This window comes from Phenylobacterium sp. (assembly GCF_030651185.1).
GTDB lineage: Bacteria > Pseudomonadota > Alphaproteobacteria > Caulobacterales > Caulobacteraceae > Phenylobacterium.
Genome location: NZ_JAUSCJ010000036.1, coordinates 139,699 through 161,953 on the forward strand (window position 1 = coordinate 139,699; position 22,255 = coordinate 161,953).

Consider the following 22,255-nt stretch of genomic DNA (forward strand, 5'->3'; position numbering starts at 1 on the left):
GAACTCTAGAGGACGCCTGTGGAGGCTTCTCGCCCCTGCTCCACCAGGACCAGGGTCTTCCCGTCCGTCTCAAGCACGCTGATGGAGGCGTGATCGGGACGGAAGACCAGAACGCGCTCGTCGCCCGCAAGCTGCGACATCACCGCGTTGATCGCCACATAGTGACTGAAGACCGCCGTCCCGGCCCGCGCATTCAGCGAGGCGGCCACGTCCTGGCGCCAGGCGTCATAGTCCAGGTCGCCCTTCACGTCCTTCCAGAGACCCTGGAAGACCTCACGCAACCACGGCGGCCGCTGCTCGGCGGTCAGGCCCTTGGGGGTGGGAATCTCCCCCACGAAGGGGTCGATCTCGATTTCGACGCCCAGCGCCTGCGCCGTCGGCATGGCGGTCTCCCGGCAGCGGCGCAGGGGAGAACTCACCACCTTGGTGGGGCGCTCAGCCTCAGGCAGGGCCAACAGCACGTCGCGGGCGGCCTCGGCCTGGGCCTGGCCGGCGGCGTCCAGGCCCGGATCGTCATCGGCCTCGCCCCAGACGGCGGCGGGCTTGCCGTGGCGGATCAGGTAAAGTCGCGACATGGGAAATCTCAGTCTGGAATGAACAGGTTCTTCTGGCCGTCTTCGGTGCGGCTGACGGTCCCCGTGCGCCCCACCCCTTCGCGTGATTCGAGGTCGCGCAGAGTGGCCTCGTCGCTGGGGGTGACGGCGACGAAACGGCGCCCCTTGGAATCGCGGCCGACCACGATGCCCATCATGTAGCCCTCCCGACCGTGAACCACCGTGTACGTCTCAATAGTGGCGGCGCCTTGCGGCTGTTCGATGACGGCCGGGTGCGGCAGGGCGTCGATCTGGTCCTGGATCACCTTCGGGTCCTGCCGCTCGAAGGGCTTGGCCGGCCGCTTTGTCGAGTAGACACCGGTGGACTGCTTGGTGAGGAACCAGCCATTGGCGGTGACCAGGCCCCAGTCGCCGGGGTTGTCCCGCAGCCGCTGCATCATCACGGCGATGGAGTGCATGGCGTAGTTGTTGCCGGGCCCGCCCATGTAGGGCAGCCCACCGGTTACGGTGAGGCCGCGCGGGTCGTCCAGCTTCAGCCCCAGCTCCTCGGCGCCGATCTCCACGGCGACGGGGAAGCAGGAATAGAGGTCGATGTGGCCGATGTCGTCGAGGCTGACGCCGGCCATCTCCAGGGCCCGCTGGCCGGTCAGGCGCATGGCGGGGCTGGAATGGTAGTTCTGCCGGTCGATGGGGAACCACAGGTCGTAGGCGTCGGCGCAGCCGTGCAGATAGACAAGTTTATCTTCTGAAACGCCCAGTTCGCGCGCTTTCTTCAGGCTGCAGACGAGCACGCCCGCCGCCTGGTCGACCTCCATGATGGCGTTCAGGTACTTGGTGTAGGGGAAGCCCACCATGCGGTTGCGCTCGGTGACCGTGATCAGTTCCTCCGAGGATCGCGCCACCGGGAACCAGGCGTCGGGGTTCTTGGCGGCCACCGCGCTGAACGGCGCGAACAGATCGCCCATCTGCTTCTGGTGGTCGGGGATGGAGCGGCCGTCGCGGCCGCGCAGGGCGTTCTCGAACAGCGGGTAGACATTGATCGGCCGTCCCAGGCCGTGCTTGTTCTCGTAGGGCGTCGAGCCCGGACGCGGGTCGCCGATCCGCTCCGGCTCCGGCAGGTCCTCGGCGTCGTCCCAGTCCTCGAAGCCCAGGCCCTTGGTGAGGCGCTTGGTGGCCGAGCCCAGGAACTCACAGCCCACCACCAGGGTCAGGTCGTTGTCCCCGCGGGCGATCCGCTCGCAGGCCACATTGATCAGCTGCTGCGGGCTGTTGCCGCCCATGTGGGAATAGACCGCCCAGCGGGGGTCGGCGCCGAGGCGCGCCGCCAGGGTGGCCGGGGGATTGGTGGAGTGCGGCACCAGCCGGCCGCCGCCGGGCGCATCGATGGTGAAGCCCACCACCGCAAGGCCGTCGATGGCCGTCAGCGCCTCGGCGCCCAGGCCGGCGTCGGCCGCCGCCCGATCCGCCGCAATCTTCAGCAACTGGGTCGGGGACGGCGATGCGCCCGCCTCACCACGATAGGTGAATTGGCCCGCTCCGATGAGCACTGGGGTCCTGTCGTCCATCTCACACGCCTCCGCCCGAACTTGAGCGGCGATCCTAGGCGCCGGAAGCCCGCGGACAAAGGCGATTTCGCTGGTGGTTATTTCTTGCGCAGCCTCTGCCAAGAAAATAGACATCTGCGGATTCCCATCCGCCACCGCGCATCCCTCGGCGGGCGCCCCCTTGTCGCCCCGCGCCGGAGCGTGCTCGTAGCCGGCAGCCGCTGGGGCGGCGCTGTTTGAGTACCAAGTCGGGCCATGAAGAAAATCGAAGCGATTATTAAGCCGTTCAAGCTCGACGAGGTGAAGGAAGCCCTTCAGGAACTCGGCGTTCAGGGCATGACGGTGCTCGAAGCCAAGGGCTATGGCCGCCAGAAGGGCCAGACCGAGCTCTATCGCGGCGCCGAGTACGTCGTGGACTTCCTGCCCAAGATCAAAATCGAGGTCGTCATCGCCGACGATCAGCTGGAACGCGTGCTGGAATCGATCATCGGCGCGGCGCGCACCGGTCGCATCGGCGACGGCAAGATCTTCGTTTCGGAAATCACCGACGTGCTGCGGATTCGGACTGGGGAGACCGGCGCCGCGGCCGTCTAAGACTTTAGCCTATCGAGACATCTGCAAGGGGATTACGACTATGGCGACCGCCAAGGATATTCTGCACGAAATCAAAGAGAAGGACGTGAAATACGTCGACGTGCGCTTCACCGACATCCGCGGGAAGATGCAACACGTCACCTTCGACATCGACCTGGTGGACGATGACTTCCTGAATGACGGCACCATGTTCGACGGCTCGTCGATCGCCGGCTGGAAGGCCATCAACGAAAGCGACATGAAGCTGCGTCCGGACCTGGACAGCGCCTACATCGACCCCTTCTACCAGCAGACGACGCTTTGCCTGTTCTGCGACGTCGTGAACCCCGACACCGGCACCCCCTACGACCGCGACCCGCGCTCCATCGCCAAGGCCGCCCTGAACTTCGTGAAGGCCTCGGGCATCGGCGACACGGTGTTCTTCGGCCCCGAAGCCGAGTTCTTCATCTTCGACGACGTGAAGTGGTCGGTACAGCCGAACAACACCGGCTATTCCTATGACTCCATCGAACTTCCGGGCAACTCCGCCAAGGAATACGCCGAAGGCAACATGGGTCACCGTCCGGGTCCGAAGGGCGGCTACTTCCCCGTGAATCCGATCGACTCGGCCCAGGACCTGCGCGGCGAAATGCTGGCGGTGATGGGCGAGCTCGGCATGAAGCCGGAAAAGCACCACCACGAGGTGGCCCCGGCCCAGCACGAGCTTGGCCTGAAGTTCGACACCATGATCGTCATGGCCGACCGTCTGCAGCTCTACAAGTACGTCATCCACAACGTGGCCGCGGCCTACGGCAAGACGGCCACCTTCATGGCCAAGCCGATGTTCGGCGACAACGGCTCGGGCATGCACGTGCACCAGTCGATCTGGGGCGACGGCAAGCCGCTGTTCGCCGGCGACAAGTACGCCGGCCTGTCGCAGATGTGCCTCTGGTACATCGGCGGCATCATCAAGCACGCCAAGGCCATCAACGCCTTCTCCAACTCCACCACCAACAGCTACAAGCGTCTGGTGCCCGGCTACGAAGCCCCGGTGAAACTGGCCTACTCGGCCCGCAACCGCTCGGCCTCGATCCGCATCCCGCACGTGGACAGCCCCAAGGGCAAGCGTCTGGAAGCCCGCTTCCCCGACCCCATGGGCAACCCCTACCTGACCTTCACCGCCCTGCTGATGGCCGGCATCGACGGCATCATCAACCAGATCGATCCGGGCGCGCCGCAGGACAAGAACCTCTACGACCTGCCGCCGCGTGAGCAGAAGAAGGTCCCGGAAGTCTGCGGCTCCCTGAAGGAAGCCCTGGAAAACCTCGACAAGGACCGCGGCTTCCTGAAGGCCGGCGGCGTGATGACCGACGAGTTCATCGACGCGTACATCGAGCTGAAGATGGAAGAGGTCATGCGCCTGGCCCTCCACCCGCACCCGGTGGAATTCGAGATGTACTACAAGTGCTAGTCAGCGCTCCGCGCTAGACCATACGCGAAGGGCCGGAGAGCGATCTCCGGCCCTTTTGCTTTGCCTGCGTTGCGGCTATCACCCCGCCCAAGGGCTCAAGGCCCAACCGTTCCTCAAGGCCCAGACATGTCCGACACGCCCCCCGACCGCCTCGCGATCAGCCCCAACAGCCCCTACTACGACGCCGCCTGCCTCGAGCGCGGCGTGGGCGTGCGCTTCAAGGGCGTCGAGAAGACCAATGTTGATGAGTACTGCGTCAGCGAGGGTTGGGTCCGGCTGTCGGTCGGCGCCACCGTCGACCGCAAGGGCAACGCCATGACCGTGAAGCTGCAGGGTCCGGTGGAGCCCTACTTCCGCGACACCCCCGAGGCGTGACCCCTCCGCCCCGCTTCGCGCGGCTGGTCCTCGTCACCCCCGACGGCGCCCTGGTGGGCGCCCTCCCCGCCCTGCCCGTCGCCACGCCTTGGTGGCAGGACGTCGCCCCGGTGATCGAGGCTGTGCGCGCGGCGCATGGGGTCGAGATCACGGTGCTGCGGGCGCTGGAGATTGCCCCCAACCCCAAGTCGGTAAAGGTGACCTACCTGGCGGAGACGCCCGAGCCGGTCGCCGCGGCCGAACCGTGGGACGGCGAGCTGGACGAGCAGCCGCTGCGCAACAGCTACGCCAAACTGGGTGGCCCCGCGGCGGACCTCGCCTGGGCCAAGGCCATCCTCGCCGACCAAGGCCTGACGCCGGCGGGCTCGCCGCGCCAGGTGCGCACCTGGAACCTGTCCAGCCTCTGGGCCATCCCGGTCGTGGGCCAGACGGTCTGGCTGAAGGCCATTCCGCCCTTCTTCGCCCACGAGGCGCCGCTGATCGCCGCCTTGGCGGGCGAAGCCGTGCCCAAACTGCTCGGCCAGGACGGCGGCCGCTTCCTGATGGCGGAGCTGCCGGGCCAGGACCTGTACGAGGCCGAGATCGACCAGCTGTTCGCGATGGTGGACCTGCTGGTGGGCCTCCAGGCCAAGTGGGTCGGCCGCGAGGCGGACCTCTTCGCGCTTGGCCTGCCCGACTGGCGCGCGCCGGCCCTGACCGCCGCCATCTCGCAGGTTTTCGAGCGCACCGCCCCCGAGCTCTCCACCAAGAACCGCGGGGCGCTGACCGCCTTCATCGCCGACCTGCCGCGCCGCTTCGCCGACCTGGCCGCCTGCGGCCTGCCCGACACCCTGGTTCATGGCGACTTCCACCCCGGCAACCTGCGGGGCGACGGCGCGCGACTGGCGCTGATGGACTGGGGCGACAGCGGGGTGGGTCATCCCCTGCTGGACTCGTCGGCCTTCCTGGATCGCGTGCCGGCCGAGGCCCTGGACGCCGTGCGCGCCGTGTGGCTCGCCCACTGGCGCGAGGCCGTCCCCGGCTCCGATCCCGCCAAGGCGCTCGCCCTGCTGGCCCCCATCGCGGCGGCCCGCCAGGCGGTGATCTATCGGGGCTTCCTCGATAGTATCGAGCCGGCCGAGCACCCTTATCACGCCGCCGATCCGGCCGACTGGCTGACGCGGACGGCGCTACTGGTGCGGGCTGAGCCTAGAGTCGACTCGCCGCGCTGACGGCGTCCAGCAGCACCATCTGGGCGATGGAGTCCTTGCCCGAGGTGAGCGGCGCAGGCCCGCCGCGGCAGGCCTCGACGAAGGCGCGGAGCTGGAAATCGTAGGTGGGGTCGCGGCTGAAGGTCTCGCGGCGCGGTTCGGCGCCGGCGATCTTCACCTCCAGCAGGTGCCCCATCTGCGGGGCCAGGGGATTGATCGCCTTCAGCGCACCCAGGGTCCCAGTGACCTCGAGCAGGGCAATGGGCGTGTCCTCCACCATCGAACCGCTGATCCGGGCCACCGCCCCGTTTGGAAAGAGAAGTTCGGCTTCGGTGGAATGATCCACCCCGCCGCGCCCGAAGACCGCGCCCGCCCGCACCACCGTCGGCTCGGCCCAGGCCGCCGTGCGGACCCAGTGCAGGGGATAGGCGCCGATATCCAGCAGCGATCCACCGCCCAGCTCGCGCTCGTAGCGGATCTCGCTCCCGTCATCGACGAGCCTGGTCTGGAACACGGCGGAGAGTTCGCGCACCTCGCCCAGCTCGCCCGACCCGATGATCTCCAGCAGCCGGGCGAACAGCGGGTGATAGCGGTAGTGGAAGGCCTCCATCAGCACCTTGCCGCTGGTGTCCGCCGCCGCGACCATGGCGCGGGCCTCGTCGGCGTTCATCGCGAAGGGCTTCTCGCACAGGACATGCTTGCCGGCCTGCAGCGCGGCGATGGAGAGGTCGGCGTGCCGCGAGGGCGTCAGGGCGTTGTAGACGGCGTCGATGTCGGGCCGGGCGATCAGGGCCTCATAGGTCTCGCTGATCTCCGGAACGCCGTGCAGGTCGGCGAAGGCCCGAGCGCGGGCCGGATCGCGCGCGGCGACGGCGACCACGGTGGCGACGCCGGTGGCCTTGGCCGGCAGGATCATGGCGGCCGGCGCGATCTTGGCCGCCCCGAGGATGCCGATACGCATAGGCGCCTGTTGGCTCGTCATAGGCTTGTCCCCAACCTTGGTGCGTCAACGCGGCGCGTGCATTGCTTTAGCCGGTGGGGCGATTCATACCGAGGCCCCATCGAATCGATCCAGTTTCCCAACCATGTCCAACAAGCCCGTTCCCCAGGCTTCCCTCTTCGACGACGCCCTCAATCCCGCCCCGGCCGCGCCGCTGGCCGAGAGCCATGAACCGCGCCCCGATCCGGCGATCACCGGGGGCTATTCGGCCAAGGACATCGAGGTCCTCGAAGGGCTGGAGCCGGTCCGCAAGCGCCCTGGCATGTATATCGGCGGCACCGACGAGCGCGCCCTGCACCACCTGTTCGCCGAGGTGCTGGACAACTCCATGGACGAGGCCGTCGCCGGCCACGCCAAGATCATCGAGGTGATGCTCGACGCCGACGGCATGCTGACGGTGAAGGACGACGGCCGCGGCATCCCCGTCGACCCGCACCCCAAGCATCCGGGCAAGTCGGCCCTGGAAGTGATCATGACCGTCCTGCACTCGGGCGGGAAGTTCTCCGGCAAGGCCTACGAGACCTCCGGCGGCCTTCACGGCGTCGGCATCTCCGTCGTCAACGCCCTGTCCGAGCGCGTCGAGGTGACCGCCTTCAAGGACGGGTTCGAATGGCGTCAGGCCTTCACCCGCGGCAAGGCCATCGGCGGCATCGAGAAGCTGGGCGCCACCAAGAAGCACGGCACCAACATCGCGTTCTCGCCCGACCCGGTCATCTTCGGCGAGGGCGTGGCCTTCAAGCCGGCCCGCCTCTACCGGATGGCGCGGTCGAAGGCCTACCTGTTCGGTGGGGTCGAGATCCGCTGGAAATGCGATCCGTCGCGCATCCAGGACCAGACCCCGGCCGAGGCCACGTTCCGCTTCCCCAACGGCCTGGCCGACTTCCTGGCTGAGCGGGTCAAGGGCATCGAGACCGTCACCCCCGAGCCCTTCGCTGGGCGCTACGAGCGCAAGGGCGAGGCCGGCAAGGTTGAGTGGGCGGTCACCTGGACGCCCGCCGGGTTCGGCGAGGCCGACAGCTTCATGCAGTCCTACTGCAACACCGTTCCCACCCCGGAGGGCGGCACCCACGAGGTCGGTCTGCGCGCGGCCCTGACCCGGGGCCTGAAGGCCTATGCCGAACTGACCGGCGAGAAGCGGGGCGGGATCATCACCGCCGACGACGTGGTCTCCCAGGCCGGTTGCCTGGTCAGCGTCTTTGTCTCCAATCCGGAATTCCAGGGCCAGACCAAGGAGCGGCTGTCCTCCAGCGACGCCCAGCGCCTGGTGGAAAACGCCCTGCGCGACCCCTTCGACCACTGGCTCACCGCCCAGCCCAAGGCCGCCAGCGCGCTGCTGGAGTTCGTGGTCGAGCGCGCCGAGGAACGCCTCAAGCGCCGCCGCGACAAGGACGTGGCGCGCGCCTCGGCAACGCGAAAGTTACGCCTGCCCGGCAAGCTGGCGGACTGTTCGGCCAACGCCATCGATGGGGCCGAGATCTTCCTGGTCGAAGGCGACAGCGCCGGCGGCTCGGCCAAGCAGGCCCGCGACCGCCGCACCCAGGCCATCCTGCCCCTGCGCGGCAAAATCCTGAACGTGGCCTCGGCCACGCTCGACAAGATGGGGGCCAACAAGGAGCTCTCGGACCTGATGCTGGCGCTCGGCGTCCAGGCGGGCTCCAGGTTCAAGGAAGAGGACCTGCGCTACGAGCGCGTGGTGATCATGACCGACGCCGACGTGGACGGCGCCCACATCGCCAGCCTGCTGATCACCTTCTTCTACCGGACCATGCCCGACATGATCCGGTCGGGGCGACTGTATCTGGCCCTACCCCCGCTCTACCGGATGAGCCACGGCGGCAAGACGATCTATGCCCGCGACGACGCCCATCGCGAGGAGCTGCTGGCCACCGAGTTCAAGGGCAAGAAGCCGGAAATCGGGCGCTTCAAGGGCCTGGGCGAGATGATGCCGGCCCAGCTCAAGGAAACCACCATGGACCCCAAGAAGCGGATCCTGGCGCGCGTCACCCTGCCCCGCTCCGAGGAGGCCGTGGAGGACCTGGTGGAGGCGCTGATGGGCCGTAAACCGGAGCTTCGCTTCCGCTTCATCCAGGAGAACGCCGAGTTCGCCGCCGCCGACCTGGACTGGACCTAGAGGCGCTTAGCTGAACCACACGTCGCGGAACGCGTTGACTTGAAGGCGGTAGCCCCTATCTTCCGCCGCGCGCAACGATCGCCGTCCGCGCCGCCCGGGTTTCGCATTGCCTCGTTTTAGGGCGCGTTCCCGCCCACATTGCAACTGATGACCGAATTTTCTGAACTGGGCCTATCGCCCGCTACGCTCCAGGCCGTGGCCGACACCGGCTACACCACCGCCACGCCGATCCAGGCCGAGGCCATCCCCGTCGCCCTACAGGGTCGCGACGTGCTCGGGATCGCCCAGACCGGCACGGGCAAGACCGCCGCCTTCACCCTGCCGATGATCGATCGACTGGCCGCCGGCCGGTCCAAGGCGCGCATGCCGCGCGCCCTCGTCATCGCGCCGACCCGCGAACTGGCCGACCAGGTTTCGCTATCCTTCGAGAAATACGCCAAGGGCCAGAAGCAGAAGCTCTCCTGGGCCCTGCTGATCGGCGGGGTCTCCTTCGGGGACCAGGAAGCCAAGCTGGACCGGGGCGTCGACGTCCTGATCGCCACGCCGGGCCGCCTGTTGGACCATTTCGAGCGCGGCAAGCTGCTGATGACCGGGGTGCAGATCCTGGTGGTCGACGAAGCCGACCGCATGCTCGACATGGGCTTCATCCCCGACATCGAGCGCATCTTCAAGCTGACGCCCGCCAAGAAGCAGACCCTGTTCTTCTCGGCCACCATGCCGCCGGAAATCACCCGGCTCACCAAGCAGTTCCTCAATGATCCGGTCCGGATCGAGGCGACGCGCCCGGCCACCACCGCCGACACCATCACCCAGTACCTGGTCCGCCTCCCAACCGCCGACGCCAAGGCCAAGCGTACCGCTCTGCGGATGCTGATCGGCGCCGACGACGTGCGTAACGGCATCGTCTTCTGCAACCGCAAGTCCGAAGTCGATGTCGTCGCCAAGTCCCTGAAGACGCACGGCTTCGACGCCGCGCCGATCCATGGCGACCTGGACCAGGCGACCCGGATGCGCACGCTGGAAGCCTTCCGCAAGGGCGAGCTGAAGCTGCTCTGCGCCTCCGACGTGGCCGCTCGCGGCCTGGACGTGCCGGACGTCAGCCACGTCTTCAACTACGACGTCCCCCATCACGCCGACGACTATGTCCACCGCATCGGCCGCACCGGCCGGGCCGGCAAGCTGGGCAAGACCTACATGATCGTCACGCCGGCCGATGCGAAGAACATCGACAAGGTGCTGAAGCTCATCGGCAAGGCGCCGGAAGAGATCGTTCTCGAAGGCGTCGACTTCGCCTCCATCAAGGACGAGAAGCGCAGCGACAGCCGCAGCGGCGGTCGTGACCGCGGCCGGGGCGGCGAACGCTCGTCGGGCCGTGGGGACCGCGATCGCGACCGTGAGCGTCCGCGCGCGCCGCACGGTGAGGTCGCGTCTTTGGAACCCTTCGTCGCCGATCCGGACGCCGTCCGCGCGCCGAAACCTGAACCGGTGGCCGGAGAGGCCAAGGCCGAACGCGCGCCCCGCGCGCGGGGCCGCAACCGTGGCCGCGCCAACCCGGACGCCGAATCGGCGCCCGCCGAGGCCGTGGCGCAGCCGACGGAAGCCCGTCCCGAGCGTGAACCTCGCCCAGCGCGGGAAGCGCGTCCTGAACGTGAAGCGCGCCCAGAGCGTGAGTCCCGCCCCGAGCGCGAGCCGCGGGCCGAACGCAACGATCGTCCGGCGCGTACGGACCGTCCCGACCGCGCGCCGCGCGCCGAGGCCGCCGAGCGTCCGGAACGCACGGAGCGTCCGCGCCGCGAACGTGAGGAGCGCCCCCGCGCCGCCGCCTCTGAGTCGCGCCCCTCGCGCGAACGCGACCGCGATCGTCCGCGCCGCGAGGAACGGGACGACGGCGACCGCGTGGTGGGCTTCGGCAACGACATGCCAGCCTTCCTGAAGGTCGCGCCCACCCGCCCTCCGAGTGACGACTAGCCGACACAACCCGCGAAAACGAGCGGCGCTTTAACGGCTCGTTTGGCTATATCGGATATCTTCGTTTGCAGATCAGCTCGCATCCACCTGGGGGCGGATACGAGCTGAACATTCGGGGATGACCGCATGACCGCTGGGATCGAAGTCAAGCTGCGCGGGCCGGACGCCTATATCCTGGCGCGCAAGGCTCTCTCGGCCATGGAACAGCATCAGATCTGGCCTACGGCGGTCAATTTCGAGCTGTGGACCCATTGCGTCGGAGATCCCGATGGCGAGCTGGCCCGCGAGATCACCCGCATCATCTCCACCGGTGAGGCCTTCACCGACAACCTGAGCGATGAACTGGCGGCGGTCTATCTGCCCAAGGCGCGCCTCAACGAACAGATTCGCGACGCCGGCGACGCCCTGACCAAGGAATTGGCCAGCGTCTCCCAGGCCATCGAGACCGCCCAGAAGTCCAGCGTCGCCTACGGCCAGACCCTGGCCACGGCGTCGAAGTCGCTGAGCGAGCAGGACGATGTGACCGGGGTGAGGTCGATGATCGACACCCTCGCCACCGCCACCAAGCGCGTCCAGAAGGAAAACAAGTCGCTGGAGAAGCGTCTCAGCGACTCGACGGCCGAGGTGGCCCGCCTGCGCGATCATCTCGAGCAGGTGCGCCGCGACGCCACCACCGACGGCTTGACCAACCTGGCCAACCGCAAGGCCTTCGACGATGAGCTGGAGCGCGCCTGCGCCCAGGCAGACGCCAAGGGCGAGAGCCTGGCGCTGGCGGTCATCGACATCGACCACTTCAAGAACTTCAACGACACGTGGGGCCACCAGACCGGCGACCAGGTCATCCGCTACGTCGCCAGCGTAATCGGTGGCCGCGGAGCCTCGCCCAGATTCGCCGCCCGCTACGGCGGCGAGGAATTCGCCCTGATCTTCCCGCGGGAGAGCGGCGATATCGCCATCGCCACCCTGGAGGACATCCGTGAGGAAGTGTCTTCGCGGATGCTCAAGCGCCGGTCCACCGACGAAGACCTCGGAACCATCACCGTCTCCGCTGGCCTGGCCGAACGCCTGCCCGGCGAGAGCGCTCACAACTTTGTGGAGCGCGCCGACGGGGCGCTCTATGCCTCCAAGCGCGGTGGCCGCAACCGGGTCAGCCGCGCCGAGAGGATCGCGGCCGCCGCCTAGTCCGGCGGACGGCGCTTTTCCCCTAGCCTGACGCCGGGGTATCCTCCCTTAGATCGCGCGCAACGACGCCTGGGAGGAAACGATGGCCTATACGAAACTCAAGACGTCCGTGCAGGACGGCATCGGCCTGATCACCATGGCCGATCCGGGAACCCTGAACGCCGCCGGCCTCGACCTGATGGACGAGTTGCAGCAGGCCTTCGACACCTTCGCCAAACCTGACTCCGGCGTCCGCTGCGTCGTTCTGACCGGCGAGGGGCGCGGCTTCTGCTCGGGCGCCAATCTATCGGGCCGTGGCGGCCCGCAGGCGCCCGCCCCTGATCCTGAGGGCCCCGACGCCGGCGCGGCGCTGGAGAGCGTCTACAATCCCTTCATGAAGGGCTTGCGGGACTATCCCATGCCCATCGTCACCGCCGTGAACGGCGTGGCAGCCGGGGTTGGTTGTTCGCTGGCGCTGATGGGCGACATCATCGTGGCCGCTGAAAGCGCCTATTTCCTGCAGGCCTTCCGCCGCATCGGCCTGGTGCCGGACGGCGGATCGACCTACCTGCTGCCCCGCCTGATCGGCAAGGCGCGCGCCATGGAGATGGCCCTGTTGGGCGAACGCCTGCCGGCCAAGACCGCGCTGGACTGGGGCCTGATCAACCGCTGCGTGGCCGACGACGCCCTGTTGGCCACGGCCATGGAACTGGCCACGGCGCTGGCCACCGGCCCCTGGGCCCTGGGTTCGATCCGCAAGCTGATCTGGGAGAGCCTGGACGCCGAATGGTCCGACCAGCTCCACGCCGAGCGCACGGCCCAGAAACACGCCGGCCGGACCGAGGATTCCCGCGAGGGCGTGCTGGCCTTCCTGCAGAAGCGTCCCGCCGCCTTCACCGGCCGCTAGGGGGTTGCTCACCGTCCATCACCTGAACAACTCCCGCTCGCAACGGGTGCTGTGGCTGCTTGAGGAGTTGGGAACACCCTATGAAATCAAGTTCTACCAGCGTGATCCTGCCACCATGCTGGCGCCGCCGGAGCTGAAGGCGGTCCACCCCCTGGGCAAGTCGCCGGTGATCACCGTGGACGGCGGCGTGCTGGCCGAGACCGGCGCCATCGTCGACTACATCGTCGCCCGCTATGGCGGCGGCAAGCTGATCCCGCCCCCCAGGACGCCCGAGCGACTGGCCTGGAACTACTGGCTGCACGCCGCCGAGGGGTCGGCCATGCCGCCGCTGCTGCTGAAGCTGGTGTTCAGCGCCCTCCCCGCCCGGGCTCCGGGTCTGCTTCGCGGACTGGTGAAGTCCATCGCCGCACGGGCCGAGGCTGGCTTCATCGACCCGCAGCTGACCACCCTGTTCGACTACTGGGAGGGCGTGCTCAGCCGAACCGAGTGGTTCGCTGGCCCCGAGTTCACCGCCGCCGATGTCATGATGAGCTTCCCCATCGAGGCCGCTGCCGACCGGGCCGGCGCGCTGAACGGCCGACCGCGGCTAGCGGCGTTCCTGCAAAAGATCCACGCCCGGCCGGCCTACAGGCGCGCCCTGGAGAAGGGCGGCCCCTACGCCTATGGGTGAGCCACCTGGCTGATGACGGCCGCGGCCGTCGCGGGCGGAGCCTGTTCGATGCGGCGGTAGACCCGGCAGTCGTCGGTGCGAAACACCAGGCCGACACCGAACAGGTCGCGGCGCAGGATGGCGTGGTCGCCGAAGTCGTGCAGGCCCTGCAGCAGCCGACTGATCTCCTGCTCGCTATACTCCTGGCGCGGTGGAATTTTCGACCACAGGACCCAGAGGGCCAGGATCTGGTCGCCGCGCCGGGCCGGCCAGCGCAACAGACGGCCGGCGGCGTCGAAACAGCGGACCGTTCGCGCCACGGCCTTGTGGTCCACGGGGTCGGCTGGGGGCTGGGGCGGCGCGGGCGAGCTTTCAGGCTCGGCCCGCAGGTGCTGGAAATTCCGGTGGCCGGCCGAGCGGGCCAGCATGTTCAGCAACTCAACGTGGCCCGGCACGCCCTCGTGGTTCACCAGTTGGGCGCGCAACGCCTTGGCGAAGCCGGAGACGTCCTGAGTCTGCAGGGCGATGGTGGTTCTCGACATGATCTATCCCTTACGTGCCGGGATGAACGGTGATCGCCCTTCCGATCTGGCACGGGGAGTGTGTCAGTCGATGCCTGTCGCAGCAGGTTTAGCAAACCCTCGCGGGCGGCGATGCCTCGGTGAACTGCGGACCGTGGGATTGCGAATAGGGGCGGTGGCGCGGGCCGTCAAGCGGCGGCGTCCGTGGAGCGGACGCCGCCGTGAGGGCCTCAGGCCAGGTCGAGGCGGTCTGCGTTCATGACCTTGGTCCAGGCGGCAATGAAGTCGCGAACGAACTTGGCCTTGGAGTCAGCGCAGGCATAGACCTCCGCCTGGGCTCGCAGTTCGGCATGGGATCCGAAGATCAGATCGACGCGGGTCGCGGTCCACTTCGGCGCCTTGGTGTGACGATCCACGCCCCGGAAGGCGTTGTCCGAGCCCGCCGGCTGCCACTCTGTGCCCATGTCCAGCAGGTTGACGAAGAAGTCCGTCGTGAGCTGGCCCGGACGGTTGGTGAAGACACCGTCCCTGGAGCCCGCAGCATTGGCGCCCAGGACCCGCAGGCCACCCACCAGCACGGTCATCTCCGGCGCGCTGAGCCGCAGCAGTTGCGCCCGATCGACCAGGGCCTCTTCCGGAGCCATGAACTGCTCGCCGCGTCGGTAGTTGCGGAAGCCATCGGAGGTGGGCTCCAGCGGCGCGAAGGAGGCCGCGTCGGTCTGCTCCGCCGAGGCGTCCATGCGGCCCGGCGCGAACGGGACCTCGACCTCCGTGCCCGCATCCTTGGCGGCTTTTTCCACCGCGGCGCCGCCCGCCAGCACGATGAGGTCGGCCAGGGAGACCTTCTTGCCGCCGCCTGCCTGGGCGTTGAACTCGCTCTGAATGGCTTCCAGGGCCGACAGGACCGGGGCCAGGTCGGCGGGGTTGTTCACCTCCCAGTCCTTCTGCGGCGACAGGCGGATGCGCGCGCCATTGGCGCCGCCGCGCTTGTCTGACCCGCGGAAGGTCGAGGCCGAGGCCCAGGCGGCGGAGACCAGCTGCGGCACCGAGAGGCCCGATGCCAGCACCTTGGCCTTCAGCGCCGCGATGTCCGCCGCGTCGATCAGCGGGTGATCGACGGCGGGGATCGGGTCCTGCCAGATCAGCGTCGCCTGCGGCACAAGCGGGCCGAGATAGCGGCCGATCGGACCCATGTCGCGGTGGGTCAGCTTGAACCAGGCGCGGGCGAAGGCGGCGGCGAACTGATCCGGGTTCTCCAGGAACCGGCGAGAGATCTTCTCGTAGGCCGGGTCGAACCGCAGGGCGAGGTCCGAGGTCAGCATCTTGGGCACGTGCCGCCGGGCGCCGTCAAAGGCGTCGGGGATTTCGGCCGGGGCGTTCTTGGCGCGCCATTGCTTCGCCCCCGCCGGACTCTCCTCCAGCTCCCACTCGAACCCGAAGAGGTTCTCGAAGAAGTGGTTGCTCCACTGGGTCGGGGTCTGGCTCCAGGTGACCTCAGGCCCGCCAGTGATGGCGTCGGCGCCGAAGCCGGTCCCGTGCTTGCTGCGCCAGCCGAGGCCCTGGTCCTCGATCGCGCCGCCTTCCGGCTCCGGACCGATGAGGGAGGGATCGCCGGCGCCGTGGGTCTTGCCGAAGGTGTGGCCGCCGGCGATCAGTGCGACGGTCTCCTCGTCATTCATCGCCATGCGGGCGAAGGTGTCGCGGATGTCCCGCGCCGAGGCGACAGGATCGGGATTGCCGCCCGGCCCCTCCGGATTGACGTAGATCAGGCCCATCTGCACCGCGCCGAGGGCGGTGTGAAGCTGGCGCTCGCCGCTGTAGCGTTCGTCGCCCAGCCAGGAGCCTTCAGGCCCCCAGAACAGCTGTTCCGGCTCCCAGGTGTCGGCCCGGCCGCCGCCGAAGCCGAAGGTCTTGAAGCCCATGGACTCCAGGGCGACATTGCCCACCAGGACATAGAGGTCCGCCCAGGAGATCTTGGCGCCGTACTTCTGCTTGATCGGCCACAGCAGGCGGCGCGCCTTGTCCAGGTTGGCGTTGTCGGGCCAGCTGTTCAGCGGCGCGAAGCGCTGCTGTCCGCCGCCCGCCCCGCCCCGGCCGTCGGTGACGCGGTAGGTGCCGGCGCTGTGCCAGGCCAGGCGGATGAAGAGCCCGCCATAGTGGCCGAAGTCGGCGGGCCACCAGTCCTGGGAGTCGGTCATCAGGGCGCGCAGGTCGGCGATCAACGCGTCGAGGTCTAGGCTCTTGAATTCCTCGGCGTAGTCGAAGGCCTCGCCCATGGGATTGGACCGCGGCGAATGCTGGTTCAGACCTTCAAGGCGCAGGTTCTGCGGCCACCAGTCGCTGTTTTGGCGGCGTTTGGCTCCGTGACCCATCGGGCATTGTCCGGGGGCGTTATCCTCGACCTTGGCGTCCATGTCGGTCTCCCTTGCGTTGGAATTTTCCGGTCCCGAACCCACGGCTCGGCGACAACTCCACTGCGCTCAGAGAGACCTTCTTTTATGAATTGGTAAAATCGATTGTTCTGATCGACGTCATCGAAAAATACGATCGAGCCAACACCCCTAGGCGTCGAGCACCTTGCCCGGTTCGATCGTCACGCTCTCGCCGCAGCCGCAGGCGTCGGTCTGGTTCGGGTTGCGGAAGGTGAACTTGGCCGAGAGCTTGCTCGTCTCATAGTCGATCTCCGTGCCGATCAGGAACAGCACGGCCTTCGGGTCGATCAGGATGGTGACGCCCTTGTCCTCCACCACCTCGTCCAGGGGCGCGGCGACCTCGGCATACTCGATGACGTACTCCGACCCGGCGCAGCCGCCGTTCTTCACACCGACGCGCAGGCCCGCATAGGGGACCTCGGCGCGGCCCATGATCTCGCGCACCCGGTCGGCGGCGGCGTCGGTCAGGGTGACGACCTTGGGCCGCGGGCGGCGAACGCGGGGGGCGGCAGGGGTCAGGTTGAGATCGTTCATGTCATCTATATGGGTCAGAACATGTTCAATGAAAGCTTCGCCTCGTCGGACATCCGCGAGGGATCCCACGGCGGGTCGAAGACCAGGTCGACCTTTACCTGGCCGATGCCGGGGATTTGCCTGACCGCGTCCTCCACCCAGCCCGGCATCTCGCCGGCCACCGGGCAGCCCGGGGCGGTCAGGGTCATGTCGATGGCCACGTCCTTGGTGTCGGAGACGTCGACCTTGTAGATCAGGCCCAGCTCGTAGATGTCGACCGGGATCTCGGGATCGAACACGGTCTTCAGCTGCTCGATCAGCTGGTCGGTGATCACGTCCAGCTCGTGCTGGCTGATCGGCGTGGTCGAGACGGGGGTGGCGTCGTCCATGGGTCAGGCTCTACGCGAAAAAGGCTTGGGTACGGTTGAGGGCGTCGACGAAGGCGTCGGCCTCCCCTTCCGTATTATATAGGGCGAAGGAGGCGCGGGCGCTCGAGGTGACGCCAAAGCGCCGCATCAGGGGTTCCGCGCAATGGGATCCGGCCCGCACGGCCACGCCGTAGCGGTCGAGGATCTGGGCCACGTCATGGGCGTGGGCCCCGTCCACGGTGAAGGACAGGATCGCGCCCTTGCCGGGCGCGTCGCCGATCACCTTCAGCCAGTTGGCGCCGGCCAGGCCTTCGCGGACGCGGGCATAGAGTTTGTGTTCGTGGGCGGCGATGGCGGCGCGGTCCAGCTTGGCGAACCAGTCGATGGCGGCGCCCAGGCCGATGGCCTCCAGGATCGGCGGCGTGCCGGCCTCGAAGCGGTGGGGCGGGTCGGCATATCTGATCTCATCCAAGGAGACCGAGCTGATCATCTCACCGCCCCCCTGATAGGGCGGCAGGGCCGCCAGACGTTCGGCCTTGCCGTAGAGGATGCCGATGCCGGTGGGGCCATAGAGCTTGTGGCCAGAGAAGACGTAGAAGTCGACGTCCAGGGCCTTCACGTCGATGGGCTGGTGAACGATGGCCTGACAGCCGTCCAGCAGGACCAGCGCGCCCACGTCGTGAGCCATGGCGATGATCTGCGCCACCGGGTTCACCGTGCCCAGGACATTGGACATGTGGGTGAGGGCCACGACCTTGGTCTTGGGCGTGAGCAGGTCGGGGATTGCGGCCACGTCCAGCTGGCCATCATCGAGCACGGGCACGAACTTGAGGACCACGCCCTGACGCTCGCGCAGGAAGTGCCACGGCACGATATTGGCGTGGTGCTCCATCTCGGTGAGCAGGATCTCGTCGCCGGCCTTCAGGCTCGCGCCAAGGCCCGAGGCCACAAGGTTGATGGCTTCCGTCCCACCCTTGGTGAAGACGATTTCGGCCAGATCTGCGTGGATGAAGTCGGCGGCGCTTTGGCGGGCCTTTTCATAGGCTTCCGTCGTTTCATTGGCGAGCGTGTGGAGTCCACGGTGCACATTCGAATAGGAATACTCCATGGCGTGGACCATGGCGTCGATGACGGCGCGGGGCTTCTGGGCGGAGGCGGCGCTATCCAGATAGACCAGCGGCTTGCCGTTCACCTGGCGGGCCAGGATCGGGAATTGACTGCGGATCGCTTCGACGTCAAAGGCCATACTCAGCCCCTCAGCCGTTCTGCGGCCCAGGCGCGGGCGATGTCGCGGACAGGCTCGAACCCGATGCGGTCGGCCACGGCGCCGACAAAGGCCTCGATCAACAGGGCGCGGGCCTCGGTCTCGGGCAGGCCGCGCTGGCGCATGTAGAACAGCGCCTCCTCGTCCAAAGCGCCGATCGTATTGCCGTGGGCGCACTGCACGTCGTCGGCGAAGATCAGCAGCTCGGGCTTGGCGTCGATCTCGGCCTTGTCGGACAGGATCAGCGCATTGTGGCGCATGCGGGCGTCGGTGCGATCGGCGCCCTCCTCCACCACGATGCGGCCCTGGAAGATGCCGCGCGACTGGTCGCGGACCACCCCGCGGGTGAACTGGTCGGTAGCGCCGTCGACGCCCTGGTGCAGGACCACGGTGGTCAGGTCGGCGTGGCGCTTTTCTTCCAGCAGGTAGAGGCCGTCGAGACGCAGCTTGGCGTTCGCGCCGGGGTGGGTGACCTGGGTCTCGATCCGCTGGCGGCGCGCGCCGTTGGTGATGACCGTCTGGCCGTATTCCGCACCCGGCGCGAGAGTCACCTGAGCCTGGCTGACATTGACGCCCTCGGCGCCATCAGCCGCCAGGACGACGCGTTCCACGGCGGCTCCGGCGCCGAGGACGATGCTCAGGGCGGTGTCGGTGACGTAGGCGCTGGCGTCGCCCTCATAGCTTTCGAGCAGTCGCAGCTTGGCGCCCGCGCCGACGCGAATCGCAACCTTGCCGCTGAGCGCGCCGCCGTCGCGGGACAGGACGCGCAGGGCGACGGCCAGTTTGCTGTCGGCCGGAACGTCGATGGAGACGCTCTCATGGCCCCCGGCCACCACTTGGCGCTGATCGGCCAGGGCGTCGAAGGGGCCCTGCGTCAGGCCGGAGAGGTCCAGGGCCGGAGCCGTCGCCGGCAGGACGCGCAGCAGGCCGCGCAGGTCGGTCCATTTCCAGTCTTCGTCACGCTTGCCGGGCAGCAGGCTGACGTCGCCGGATCTCAGGGCGGCGCTAAGGCTCAAGCGGCCCTCGCATACTTGTCGTAGCCTTCGCGCTCGAGCTCGAGCGCCAGGTCGGGTCCGCCGGTGGCGGCGATGCGGCCGCCCGCCAGGACGTGGACCTTGTCGGGTTTGATGTAGTCCAGCAGGCGCTGGTAGTGGGTGATCACCAGCATGCCGCGGTCGGGCGAGCGCATGGCGTTCACGCCTTCGGAGACGATCTTCAGGGCGTCGATATCGAGGCCAGAATCGGTCTCGTCGAGGATCAGGAAGCGCGGGGCCAGCATGGCCATCTGGAAGATCTCCATCCGCTTCTTCTCACCGCCGGAGAAGCCCACGTTCAGGGCCCGCTTCAGCATCTCGAAGTCGATCTTCAGGGCCGCCGCGTGTTCACGGGCCAGCTTCAGGAACGCCGGCGCGGTGATCTCGGCCTCACCGCGCGCCTTGCGCTGGGCGTTCATGGCGGTGCGGATGAAGGTGAGCGCCGGGACCCCCGGGATCTCCAGCGGATACTGGAAGGACAGGAAGACACCCTTGGCGGCGCGCTCGTTGGGGTCGAGGGCCAGCAGGTCCTCCCCGTCCAGGGTCGCGGTCCCGCCGGTGACATCGTAGCCCGAGCGGCCGGTCAGCACGTAGGACAGCGTCGACTTGCCGGCGCCGTTGGGGCCCATGATGGCGTGAACCTCGCCCGCGGGCACGTCCAGCGACAGACCCTTGAGGATCTCCTTGCCGTCAACCTCGGCGCGCAGGTTCTCGATATGCAGCATCAAACGGTCTCGTCGGCGAGGTACTGGGCCAGCACGACCAGGGCCTGTTCGACGCTGTCGACGAACTCCTGCTTGGTCGGCGCGGCGGTGATGGTGGTGGCCGAGCGCTTGTCGGCGGCGGTGACGTTGATCTGGGCATCCTCGAAATAGGCGCGCAGGCGGAAGTCGGTGTGCTCCAGCATGACCGTGTAGCGGGTGTGCTCCAGGGTCAGCTTCTTCTCGGCCAGGAAGCCGGGATCGGCGGCCAGGATCTCGTAGAGCTGCAGGGAGCGGGCCTCGTCGGCCTCCTGGCGGGCGCGCTCGGCGTCGTCGCGGGCGCGGCGCTCGGTCTCGCGTTTCAGACGTTCGGCGTCAAAGACTTGCCTGAAGGACATGGCGGAGATCCGTTGCGAAGTGGGCAGGGTCATCCGACGGACCCTTCGAGGGAGATGGCGACGAGCTTCTGGGCTTCCACGGCGAACTCCATGGGCAGCTCCTGCAGCACGTCCTTGACGAAGCCGTTGACCAGCAGCTGGACGGCCTCTTCCTGGGAGAGGCCGCGCTGCATGGCGTAGAACAGCTGGTCTTCCGAGAGCTTGGTGGTGGTGGCCTCGTGCTCGAAGACGCAGCTGCCATTGCGGGCCTCGATATAGGGCACGGTGTGGGCGGCGCAGGTCTTGCCGATCAGCAGGCTGTCGCACTGGGTGAAGTTGCGCGCGCCCTTGGCCTTGGGGTGAGCCGAGACCAGGCCACGATAGGTGTTGGAGGACTTCCCCGCCGAGATCCCCTTGGAGATCACGCGAGATCGGGTGTTGGCGCCCAGGTGGATCATCTTGGTGCCGGTGTCGGCCTGCTGGCGGCCATTGGTGATGGCGATGGAATAGAACTCGCCCACCGAGCCCTCGCCGCGCAGGACGCAGGACGGGTACTTCCAGGTGATGGCCGAGCCGGTCTCGACCTGGGTCCAGGAGACCTTGGAGCGGTCGCCCCGGCAGTCGGCGCGCTTGGTGACGAAGTTGTAGATGCCGCCCTTGCCGGTCACGGGATCGCCCGGATACCAGTTCTGAACGGTGGAGTACTTGATCTCCGCGTCGTCCATCAACACCAGCTCGACCACGGCGGCGTGCAGCTGGTTCTCGTCGCGCATGGGGGCGGTGCAGCCCTCCAGGTAGGAGACGTAGGCGCCCTTGTCGGCGATGATCAGGGTGCGCTCGAACTGGCCGGAGTTCTCCGCATTGATGCGGAAATAGGTCGACAGCTCCATCGGGCAGCGGACGCCCGGCGGCACATAGACGAAGCTGCCATCGGAGAACACCGCGGCGTTCAGGCAGGCGTAGTAGTTGTCCGACACCGGTACGACCGAGCCGAGGTACTGCTTCACCAGTTCCGGATGCTCGCGGATCGCCTCGCTCATGGAGCAGAAGATCACGCCGACCTGGGCCAGTTCCTTCTTGAAGGTGGTGACCACCGAGACGCTGTCGAACACCGCGTCCACGGCGTAGCGCGGCGCGCCCTCGACACCGGCCAGGACGGCCTGTTCCTTCAGGGAGATGCCGAGCTTTTCGTAGACGGCCAGGATCTCGGGATCGACCTCGTCAAGGCTCTTGGGGCCCTTCTTCTCGGACGGGGCGGCGTAATAGTAGCTGTCCTGATAGTCGATGCGCGGGAAATGGACCTTGGCCCACTCCGGCTCGTCCATGGCCAGCCAGCGCTCAAAGGCGTCCAGGCGCCATGCCAGCATCCATTCCGGCTCATTCTTCTTGGCCGAGATGAAGCGCACGATGTCGGCGTTCAGCCCCTTGGGCGCGAAGTCCTGGGCGATGTCGGTGGAAAAGCCGTGCTGGTATTTCTCCAGGGCTTCAACATGTTCGATGGTCTGCTTGACGGCGGCCATGA

The 22,255-nt window shown here is 67.6% G+C and carries 21 protein-coding genes; 9 read left to right on the forward strand and 12 right to left on the reverse strand.

The genetic code is table 11. The annotated features are described in order from the left end of the window. Positions 1-5: 5 nt before the first annotated feature. Together Q7J39_RS18005 and Q7J39_RS18010 are read right to left on the reverse strand one after the other, a co-directional pair. A complete protein-coding gene (locus tag Q7J39_RS18005) occupies positions 6-575 on the reverse strand; it encodes a histidine phosphatase family protein (RefSeq protein ID WP_304828480.1) in 570 nt (189 codons plus the stop codon). Positions 576-583: 8 nt separating this feature from the next. Beyond that, the gene (locus tag Q7J39_RS18010) at positions 584-2,119 is read right to left on the reverse strand and encodes an acetyl-CoA acetyltransferase (RefSeq protein ID WP_304828483.1); all 1,536 of its coding nucleotides are present in this window, start codon (positions 2,117-2,119) and stop codon (positions 584-586) included. A 234-nt stretch (positions 2,120-2,353) separates the two neighbouring features. Here Q7J39_RS18010 and Q7J39_RS18015 point away from each other — a divergent pair, with 234 nt between their 5' ends. The 4 genes from Q7J39_RS18015 (at position 2,354) to Q7J39_RS18030 (ending at position 5,728) form a co-directional block, all read left to right on the forward strand. Next, entirely contained in the window at positions 2,354-2,692 is a 339-nt protein-coding gene (locus Q7J39_RS18015; protein WP_215340284.1) for a P-II family nitrogen regulator, read from the forward strand. Positions 2,693-2,732: 40 nt separating this feature from the next. Beyond that, positions 2,733-4,142, forward strand: coding sequence for a type I glutamate--ammonia ligase (glnA, locus tag Q7J39_RS18020; protein ID WP_304828488.1), 1,410 nt, complete (start codon positions 2,733-2,735; stop codon positions 4,140-4,142). Positions 4,143-4,268: 126 nt separating this feature from the next. After that, positions 4,269-4,517, forward strand: a complete 249-nt coding sequence (locus tag Q7J39_RS18025; RefSeq protein ID WP_215340273.1) for a DUF3297 family protein — start codon at positions 4,269-4,271, stop codon at positions 4,515-4,517. Next, positions 4,514-5,728: an aminoglycoside phosphotransferase family protein gene (locus Q7J39_RS18030; RefSeq protein WP_304828492.1), complete on the forward strand. Its 1,215-nt coding sequence runs from the start codon at positions 4,514-4,516 to the stop codon at positions 5,726-5,728. The genes Q7J39_RS18025 and Q7J39_RS18030 overlap by 4 nt, the downstream gene beginning before the upstream one ends. Here Q7J39_RS18030 and Q7J39_RS18035 read toward each other — a convergent pair. Next, complete coding sequence (locus tag Q7J39_RS18035; RefSeq protein WP_304828495.1) at positions 5,706-6,689, reverse strand: Gfo/Idh/MocA family protein; 984 nt, start codon at positions 6,687-6,689, stop codon at positions 5,706-5,708. The genes Q7J39_RS18030 and Q7J39_RS18035 overlap by 23 nt on opposite strands. 103 nt (positions 6,690-6,792) lie before the next feature. Between Q7J39_RS18035 and parE the strand changes: the two genes are divergently transcribed. From parE to Q7J39_RS18060, 5 genes are all read left to right on the forward strand, one after another. Beyond that, complete coding sequence (gene parE / locus Q7J39_RS18040; RefSeq protein ID WP_304828499.1) at positions 6,793-8,838, forward strand: DNA topoisomerase IV subunit B; 2,046 nt, start codon at positions 6,793-6,795, stop codon at positions 8,836-8,838. A 147-nt stretch (positions 8,839-8,985) separates the two neighbouring features. Beyond that, the gene (locus Q7J39_RS18045) at positions 8,986-10,806 is read left to right on the forward strand and encodes a DEAD/DEAH box helicase (RefSeq protein WP_304828502.1); all 1,821 of its coding nucleotides are present in this window, start codon (positions 8,986-8,988) and stop codon (positions 10,804-10,806) included. Between the two features lie 126 nt (positions 10,807-10,932). Next, on the forward strand, positions 10,933-11,988 hold the full coding sequence (locus Q7J39_RS18050; RefSeq protein ID WP_304828505.1) for a diguanylate cyclase: 1,056 nt from the start codon (positions 10,933-10,935) through the stop codon (positions 11,986-11,988). Positions 11,989-12,070: 82 nt separating this feature from the next. Beyond that, positions 12,071-12,874 carry an enoyl-CoA hydratase/isomerase gene (locus Q7J39_RS18055; RefSeq protein WP_304828510.1) on the forward strand — a complete coding sequence of 268 codons (804 nt, stop codon included), beginning with the start codon at positions 12,071-12,073 and terminating at the stop codon, positions 12,872-12,874. Positions 12,875-12,878: 4 nt separating this feature from the next. After that, positions 12,879-13,544 carry a glutathione S-transferase family protein gene (locus Q7J39_RS18060; RefSeq protein WP_304828512.1) on the forward strand — a complete coding sequence of 222 codons (666 nt, stop codon included), beginning with the start codon at positions 12,879-12,881 and terminating at the stop codon, positions 13,542-13,544. On the opposite strand, the gene Q7J39_RS18065 is transcribed toward Q7J39_RS18060, so the two are convergent. The 9 genes from Q7J39_RS18065 to sufB all read right to left on the reverse strand — a co-directional run bounded on the left by Q7J39_RS18065 (position 13,535) and on the right by sufB (position 22,253). Then, positions 13,535-14,065 carry a DUF2087 domain-containing protein gene (locus Q7J39_RS18065; protein ID WP_304828513.1) on the reverse strand — a complete coding sequence of 177 codons (531 nt, stop codon included), beginning with the start codon at positions 14,063-14,065 and terminating at the stop codon, positions 13,535-13,537. The two genes, Q7J39_RS18060 and Q7J39_RS18065, sit on opposite strands and share 10 nt — an antisense overlap. 209 nt (positions 14,066-14,274) lie before the next feature. Beyond that, positions 14,275-16,458: a catalase/peroxidase HPI gene (gene katG, locus Q7J39_RS18070; protein WP_304828516.1), complete on the reverse strand. Its 2,184-nt coding sequence runs from the start codon at positions 16,456-16,458 to the stop codon at positions 14,275-14,277. A gap of 147 nt (positions 16,459-16,605) precedes the next feature. After that, the gene (locus tag Q7J39_RS18075; RefSeq protein ID WP_304828519.1) at positions 16,606-17,010 is read right to left on the reverse strand and encodes an iron-sulfur cluster assembly accessory protein; all 405 of its coding nucleotides are present in this window, start codon (positions 17,008-17,010) and stop codon (positions 16,606-16,608) included. Between the two features lie 14 nt (positions 17,011-17,024). Beyond that, positions 17,025-17,378 carry an SUF system Fe-S cluster assembly protein gene (locus Q7J39_RS18080; RefSeq protein ID WP_304828522.1) on the reverse strand — a complete coding sequence of 118 codons (354 nt, stop codon included), beginning with the start codon at positions 17,376-17,378 and terminating at the stop codon, positions 17,025-17,027. 10 nt (positions 17,379-17,388) lie between these two features. Then, positions 17,389-18,603: an aminotransferase class V-fold PLP-dependent enzyme gene (locus Q7J39_RS18085; protein ID WP_304828525.1), complete on the reverse strand. Its 1,215-nt coding sequence runs from the start codon at positions 18,601-18,603 to the stop codon at positions 17,389-17,391. Between the two features lie 2 nt (positions 18,604-18,605). After that, entirely contained in the window at positions 18,606-19,637 is a 1,032-nt protein-coding gene (gene sufD, locus Q7J39_RS18090) for a Fe-S cluster assembly protein SufD (protein ID WP_304828528.1), read from the reverse strand. Next, on the reverse strand, positions 19,634-20,380 hold the full coding sequence (gene sufC / locus Q7J39_RS18095; protein ID WP_304828531.1) for a Fe-S cluster assembly ATPase SufC: 747 nt from the start codon (positions 20,378-20,380) through the stop codon (positions 19,634-19,636). The genes sufD and sufC overlap by 4 nt, the downstream gene beginning before the upstream one ends. Then, entirely contained in the window at positions 20,380-20,754 is a 375-nt protein-coding gene (locus Q7J39_RS18100) for a hypothetical protein (protein WP_304828534.1), read from the reverse strand. The genes sufC and Q7J39_RS18100 overlap by 1 nt, the downstream gene beginning before the upstream one ends. Positions 20,755-20,783: 29 nt before the next feature. Further along, entirely contained in the window at positions 20,784-22,253 is a 1,470-nt protein-coding gene (gene sufB / locus Q7J39_RS18105; RefSeq protein ID WP_304828537.1) for a Fe-S cluster assembly protein SufB, read from the reverse strand. Positions 22,254-22,255 lie beyond the last annotated feature (2 nt).